We start from the raw sequence: 7,191 nt of genomic DNA, 5'->3' as shown, positions 1-7,191 counted from the left end.
TTTACCTTCGCCGCTTAAGGTGGTTTGAAGCCTCCTCCTGTAAGGCGACTTCGAGGGACCTACCCTCATCTTCTGCGCAGTTGCGCATTGGTGCTGCTTACGCAGCAGCCTGTGCTCGTGGCACACAATCATCAGCATATCTGGCAAACTTGTGCCCTCGTCGCTCCAACTCTTTGTCTAAGTTATCAAGCATGATGTTTGATAATAGTGGTGAGAGTGGGCTACCTTGGGGGACGCCTTCGTAGCTGGGCGAGGTTAAACCTTCTTTCATTACGCCCGTTCGTAGGTATTTGCCGATGAGTTGCAGTAGTGATTTATCTTTCAGCTTCTTAGAAATGTGTGTCATGAGTAAGTCATGATTCACTCGGTCGAAGAATTTAGATAAGTCTACGTCAACGGCTATGTTTCGCTTTTGTTTTATGATCCTTTGGACTTGCTCTACTGCTTGTTTGCCGTTTCTGTTTGGTCTGAAGCCGAAGCTGTTTTCAGAAAAGAAAGGCTCAAAGAGTGGTGTGAGCGTTTGACTGATCGCTTGTTGTATCACTCGGTCAATGACGGTTGGGATCCCCAACTGCCGTTTGCCACCATCCGGTTTGTCGATTTCGACTCGCCTTACAGGAGAAGGCTGATATTTTCCTTGTAGCAGTTGAGCTTTACATTGCGGCCAATGTGCCTCAGCCCATTTTGGAAACTGCTCTAGGCTCATTCCATCTATACCTGCCGCCCCTTTGTTGGCTTTGACCCGCTTCCATGCTTTGTGCATGTTCTCTGTTTCGAAAGTTTGTTGAAACAGTTCACTTTTGAAGGCTGGCTGCGGGTTAGTACGCTGTTGACTGTAAGCATCGGACGATGTAGTGGGTATCGACAAGTCTAACAAGGCTCCTCCTTCTTTCTAAATGTTCTGGCCTTCACCTTGTACCCTCTGTGTTTGCGAGGATATACTGTCCCAACCATTACGATGGGCGTTTGGCTACTATGCCGTCTGCTGACTTCTGCTTAATCACAGACTAAGTTTCCTTAGTATGCGCTATCGGTTTTCATCTATTCGCTCTTTTCAGGTGATGATGCTGAAAAGCCAAGGCACTTATAGACCAGAGCCTTACTGGTTATCTACCAATCGCTTGTTAAGCAGATCTCCCCAGATAAGAACGTGAACTTTCTTTGCACTGCTGCATCATTTACGGTAGCCGTTAGATCACAGGGTTTCGCTGTCTTGTGCCAGCTCACCTCCAGCCTACGCCTCATATGATGTTCTTGTTCATCAGCTCGCAAATTTGCTAGCGGCTTCCTCCAGACCAACCCTCACGGATAAACCCTTGCCATTCGCTAGTAGTTATCGTTTAATAACATTAAGTTAATAAACGGTGTTCTTCCTACAGAGGACTTTCACCTCATTAGTTATAAAGCACGGAGAGGCTGATGAAACATTCTATCGCACTGTTATTATCAATGTTAATTATTGGTTGTTCCAGCACACCAAAAATCGAAGAGGTTTCGTTTTGCTTTAACTCCAGAGAAGAAGCTCGCAATACTGCTATTTATCTAATGGATAATGGTTTCACTAAACGGACACGTTATCTAATTGATGGTACTTTCCAAACAATATCTGGTTTGGGGTTATTCTGGGATGGTTTTATCAAAACAGGGAAATGCTCAAATTCACCTGCTGCATTAAAAATATCCTACCAGCCCAAAAGCAATGTTTCTTTTTCAAACCAAGTGATGTCATCGGCAATTGCTACTTACAAAGTTATGCTTCGTGAGAAAAGTGCTTTATAATAAATAAGGATTATGTGGGGATTCCTTAGAATGCGGCGTTATGCGTAAAGCGGAGGAAATCGTCCAAAAAATCTATTAGAATGACGTGTTCAGAAGAGTTTTACATTCGTTCAAGAATTGATGTGACACACCTTATAAAAATTAGTAACTGTCACATCAGGTCTGAATTATTTCCTTCTTGGGCTAGAGAGAATTGACAAACTTAACTAATTGCTGACGTTCTTTCTTCGAAAGACTCATAAAATCTTGCTTAGACTTCTCAGCTTCACCACCATGCCACAGAATAGCTTCTTCAATCGTTGCTGCACGCCCATCATGTAAGAAGCCCGCTCTAGGGTTCACCGCTTTAGTTAAGCCTATGCCCCATAATGGGCGTGTACGCCATTCATTGCCATCAGCAAGAAAATCTGGACGACCATCAGCCAAATCTTCACCCATATCATGCAGTAACATATCTGTGAATGGGTAAATAGTTTGTGACTTCAACGCCTTAGACATATCCTTGCCACCTATTTGACCATCAGCTTTGGTCACAAATTTAGGCGTATGACAGCCTGTACAATTAACTTGTTCGAATAAGCGCGCGCCCTCTCTTACATCTGGATCTTTGACATTTCGACGTGCTGGTACGGCTAAAGTTTCGGAGTAGAAGACTAACGAATCACTAAACTTATCATCAACCTCTGGCTCACCATTCGGTCCTTTCCCCGTATCTAAGAGACCTGTTCTCGACAAGTATTTCTCGTGTAAATCCGTCCCTTTTACGCTTTCATCAGGAAATAATGGATTGGTGATACCAATATCACCGCGTAACGCACCTAATGACTGAACACGAACACTTGGCGTGTTTGCTTTCCAGCCAAAACGTCCTAATGAAACAGGATTATCATCACCAGCCATCGCTTTTACCGGATCAAATACATAGTTTGCTTTACCACTTATCCCATCATTGTTTTTGTCATTTACATCAACATTATCCAAAATTGCAGATTCAGGAATCGCTTCTAGTAAGCCTAACCCGAATACCGGCATGCCATTACGCCAGCCCATCAATACATCAGGTTGACCTAATTCAGAAGCCGCAAAGTTAGCCGGAGAATCATAAGCATTTTCAACTTCGAACAATGGTTTTTTCAGCTTAACCTTTGTGCCATCATCATACGTTACTTCTAAATATTCGTATGAAAGGTAAACGTCTGCTTGACCTTTAAAATTGTTTTGCTCCCAATCAGGGCGGGCTTGCAAAATTCCACGGTGAAATAATTGCCCGCCAAAATTAGGGACGGGAATTGGCGCGCAATAATTATTTTCTTTAGTCCCTTTTGTACACACCTCGTCAGGCTTTTTAGAAATACGCAAAAATATGCCTGCACCACTGCCTAATAAAACTCGCTTTTCACCGTCTGGAATTAATATGGTTGAGTTTCTTCCATCTCTTTGGTGGCAAGCATTACAGTTAATATTGTTAAATACTGGCCCTAAACCATCCAACTCAGGATGCTCATTACTTGGTGCTGTAATAAAGGATGTTTCAAAATTGGCATCCCCTTCTTCGTGATGTTTAACCTCTGCTTCTGTCAAATTAGGCGCAGGTGTAGAAAAACCATGCCCTGAATTAGATGCTTCCGTTGTGGTTGTATCACCACCTAACAACTCAACATCGGTATATGAAGGATATGATTTACCATTCCCATCATCTTTACTGCCACTTCCACTTCCACTTCCACTTCCACCACATGCTGCTAGCCCCATTGCTACAGCCAGTGCGATAGATATGTTTATTTTATTTTTGTGTACATCCATCTGTCACATTGCTCCACATTTTCATTTTTGCTCAAACAAAACAGGGACAAGTTATATGTAATAACTGTCCCTGTTCTTTTTATTCCATTTATTGCGCTAAGTGTTATTTAGCATCCCACTTCTTAATTAGCGGTACGACTTCATTTTCTAAACTCGCTTTTAAAGCCGCTAATGAGTCAACAGCGGTTTGAACACGTTTACGACCGTCAGCATCTTTGATTGCTTGACGGAAAGGCATATTGTTGTCACCAGCGATTTTTTCAATGTTAGCGATAGAATCATTGATTTGCTTAGTCACTTTATCAGCAAGAGCAGAATCACCAGCCTTCACAAAATCAACGATACCCGGCTTGTCTTTGCTACCTGAAAACTCACCTTCCCAAACATTTTTTACACCTTTGATGTTGTTTGCGAAGTCAATGAGCGAGTTCCAAGAGTATTGAGATTCAACTTTTGATGTATCAACGTTATCAATAGAGCCGCCGAATGGTTCAGCAATTTTCGCTTCACCCACTTCTTTAGCGATACCAGCCATACCTTGCACAAGTTCTTCAATTACACCAACTTGAGAAGAATAAGTAGGGCTTGAAGAAACGTTTTTTAAACGCTCAGCGTATGGAGTTTCGCCATTAGTATCTTTGAACTTGTCTTTCCAAGCTTTTTCAAGATCTGAGGTGTAGTCACGCAATACTTCAGCAAGCGCTTTTAAATATTCTCTTTCTCTGGCCGTAGATTCTGAAAATGCTTTCTCATTGTCATCTACACCGTCACCAAATAATAGGTACTCCATCGCATGGAAACCTTGCACGCCGTTTTCCCAGTTTTTAATTGTTTCTGCGTCAAAAGAGGCATTTCCATCAAGCTGAGCCTTCAAATCAACAGTATTTAAAGGCCATGAATCTAAATGAGGATCAATTTCTAGTGCTTCGATTGGACCAAAAATGTGTGACTCACCTTGCTCCCAAGGCTGACGAGCTGCTTTCCAAGCGTCTTGAACTTTTTTCCAGTTGTCAGCGTTTGGCGTAGCTTGTAGTGTCTCTGTTAGCTGGAATAACTCTGAACCTTTCATCGCTAGATTTGAGTAACCAGCAACGATGACGTCGTCAGTTAGGTTCACGATCATATCTTGAGCAGCATAGCTAAATTTGCCATCATCTTTTTTACCCGAACCACCACAAGCCGCTAATAGGGTAACTAAAGACACTGCAATAATTGTTTTTTTCATTACTTGATTTCCATTCATCGTTAAGGTTTTTATAAAGAGAATTGGTAGCCAACACCTAGGTTGAAAAAGTAGGTATCTGGTATTTCATGAACTGCAATTTGTTTTCTACCCGCTTCGGCTTTAAGCACAATTTGAGGAATTGGGAAGTAATTGACACCTAGGCTACTCCACGTTTGCTCAAAACGTTTTGTAGCAATGCCAGACTCAACTTCTTTTATAGGGTTTGAATAATCGATATTGGCAAAAACTGTAACAGGAACATCGACAAACTCTTTTAAATCAATGCCTGCTTCAACAAAGTAAGCGACCGCCTTTGAACCTACTTGTGACAAGCCACCGGGCCTTAGTCCTGGGGTAGTTTTATTCGCTAGAGTAATTTCATCAGCATCAGAAAGTGTGCCGTAGAGATATTGACCTCTTAAAATCCAAGGTCCTTCAACATAAGCTCCAGATAAAGCCGCAATTTGAACAGTTCCATCACCTGTAATACGACCGTCATTATGGCGATTTCCCGCAGAGAAACCGTAATAAAAAGCAGCACCTACTGCTAACCCTTCTTGTTTAAAGTTGCCGTAATCAAGACGAATAACACCGGCAAAATCATCAGCGTTGACATGTTCAAATCGAGTTTGATGACCAGTGCTTACCCATCCGTAACTTCGAAAGTACTCAGAATTTAAGCCGTTAATGATTTGGGCTTGATAATTAAAATCGCCTAATTGACCAAAGACTCCGACACCAAACTCATTCCAAGTTGTTGGAATCAAGGTCGCTTCACTTCTGTGACGCATTACGGTTAAGTGTTGATTTGGTTTATGAAGAATGGTTCCTAAACCAACTGGAACATGAATATTACCGAACTTGATGCCAAAGCTGTCAGATGGACGATAACGAAATTGTGCTTTTTCAATGACAACTTCACCACCTGCTTCAATTTCAGACTCAAACTCACCTGCTTCTTCGAAGCCATCGTATTCTAGAGTTGCACCTGTACCACCATGTTCAAACTCAACTTCAACCTCAAAGTCCCACTCATTGTTAAAACGATAGCCAAATTCAGTAACAATTCGCTCTAAATCAAAGCGTCCGCGTCGTGATGGAGTTGTATCTTGAACATTTTCAAAGATTTCATCATTGGTATAAATTGCAGAACCATAAGATTTGAATACAAACTTGTCCAAGCTCTCAGCTTTATTTGTCGCCAACACTTTAGAGTTAGTTGTTACCACTTCTTTTTCAATTTTTTGTTGGTTTTGTTTTTGCTTTATTTGCTCCAACTCAGTTTTTAAGGCTTGTAATTGTGCTTCTTGAGCGAGAATCATTTGCTCTAACTTACCTGTATCGGTAGCACTCACCCCCCCAGAAAGCCCTAGCAGAATCCCTGCTGCAACCAATGATTTTCTCATTTTTCTAATACTCCAACATACCATTTACAATTATGGTCGCAGATCTTAAACCAAGTGAGAACGATTTGCATTTACTTTCTTAATAAAATTAAAAGTAATACGAAATTTCATTGATCTATTCGAGGTTTTCATCATTTTTTGTGAGAACCATTAGTATTGACATAATATGTCCAAGTGTGTAATTTACATTTTTAACACAACTCAAAATAAAACTGGTAACATCCAGACACTTAAACTAAAAAGGACTTATTCTATGAAATCCGCAACCGTATTCGGTGCAATTACCGATATATTCTTATCTCCAACTAAAGCCTTTAATGGTCTAAAAGAGGCTAAAGGCTGGTCTTGGACAGCACTTGCTTTTATTTTGGGTTCAATGATTGTAGGAATGTCACTATTTTATGGTACTGCCGACCCTCAATTCCTAATAGATCAACAAATTTCAGCCTTATCACCAGATCTTTCAGCACAAGAACGTGACGGCGCTATTCAAGGCTTCGAAATGATGCAAGGTATGATGCAATGGTTTGCCATCGGTGGTGGAGCTGTCGCAATCATTGTCTATACAGCCATTTTTGCACTGTATTTTTTGCTTATTAGTAAAATGGATCCTGAATCTAATCAGTCATTTGGTGATTGGTTTTCCTTTAATTTATGGGCACAAATGCCAGCAATTTTTAATTGGATTGGTGTCATCATTTTAATCGTCACTGCTGGGACCGATCAGCTTTCACTTACCATTTTTAATTTTGCATCATTAAACCAGTTAGTGCTCGGATTAGATGTTCACTCTCCTTTTTATGCATTGACAGAGAACATTGGTGTGTTTGCAATATGGGGAATTGCTTTATCTGTAATTGGTCTAAGAAGTTGGACTAATTTTAGTACTTCTAAAGCCGTTATTTTTGGAACTCTTCCTTCAGTATTAATCTGGGGCATCTGGTTTATTATTGCTTTAGTTTAAGAATCAATACTTCG

Annotated in this window: 6 protein-coding genes; 2 read left to right on the top strand and 4 right to left on the bottom strand. The window is 40.9% G+C overall.

All coding sequences use genetic code 11. The annotated features are described in order from the left end of the window. Positions 1-97 precede the first annotated feature (97 nt). Entirely contained in the window at positions 98-868 is a 771-nt protein-coding gene (ltrA, locus tag D5018_RS15365; protein ID WP_243637452.1) for a group II intron reverse transcriptase/maturase, read from the bottom strand. A gap of 551 nt (positions 869-1,419) precedes the next feature. Here ltrA and D5018_RS15360 point away from each other — a divergent pair. After that, on the top strand, positions 1,420-1,779 hold the full coding sequence (locus D5018_RS15360) for a hypothetical protein (RefSeq protein WP_121839881.1): 360 nt from the start codon (positions 1,420-1,422) through the stop codon (positions 1,777-1,779). Positions 1,780-1,962: 183 nt separating this feature from the next. On the opposite strand, the gene D5018_RS15355 is transcribed toward D5018_RS15360, so the two are convergent. From D5018_RS15355 to D5018_RS15345, 3 genes are all read right to left on the bottom strand, one after another. Beyond that, complete coding sequence (locus D5018_RS15355) at positions 1,963-3,582, bottom strand: di-heme oxidoredictase family protein (RefSeq protein WP_121839880.1); 1,620 nt, start codon at positions 3,580-3,582, stop codon at positions 1,963-1,965. Between the two features lie 103 nt (positions 3,583-3,685). Next, positions 3,686-4,807 carry an imelysin family protein gene (locus D5018_RS15350; RefSeq protein WP_121839884.1) on the bottom strand — a complete coding sequence of 374 codons (1,122 nt, stop codon included), beginning with the start codon at positions 4,805-4,807 and terminating at the stop codon, positions 3,686-3,688. A gap of 29 nt (positions 4,808-4,836) precedes the next feature. After that, positions 4,837-6,222, bottom strand: a complete 1,386-nt coding sequence (locus D5018_RS15345; RefSeq protein WP_416351547.1) for a hypothetical protein — start codon at positions 6,220-6,222, stop codon at positions 4,837-4,839. A gap of 244 nt (positions 6,223-6,466) precedes the next feature. Here D5018_RS15345 and D5018_RS15340 point away from each other — a divergent pair, with 244 nt between their 5' ends. Beyond that, positions 6,467-7,177 (top strand): YIP1 family protein, encoded by a 711-nt coding sequence (locus D5018_RS15340; RefSeq protein WP_165905078.1) that lies wholly within the window; start codon positions 6,467-6,469, stop codon positions 7,175-7,177. Positions 7,178-7,191 lie beyond the last annotated feature (14 nt).

Origin of the sequence: Parashewanella curva (genome assembly GCF_003675895.1) — a bacterium.
Lineage (GTDB): Bacteria > Pseudomonadota > Gammaproteobacteria > Enterobacterales > Shewanellaceae > Parashewanella > Parashewanella curva.
The sequence above is the reverse complement of the archived record's forward strand: the minus strand, read 5'-3'. Positions and strand labels throughout refer to the sequence as shown.

Coding starts and splice junctions, on each gene's coding strand:
- D5018_RS15360 (WP_121839881.1), top strand. CDS start 1,420: ATGAAACATTCTATCGCACTGTTATTATCAATGTTAATTATTGGTTGT.
- D5018_RS15350 (WP_121839884.1), bottom strand. CDS start 4,807: ATGAAAAAAACAATTATTGCAGTGTCTTTAGTTACCCTATTAGCGGCT.
- D5018_RS15340 (WP_165905078.1), top strand. CDS start 6,467: ATGAAATCCGCAACCGTATTCGGTGCAATTACCGATATATTCTTATCT.
- D5018_RS15355 (WP_121839880.1), bottom strand. CDS start 3,582: ATGGATGTACACAAAAATAAAATAAACATATCTATCGCACTGGCTGTA.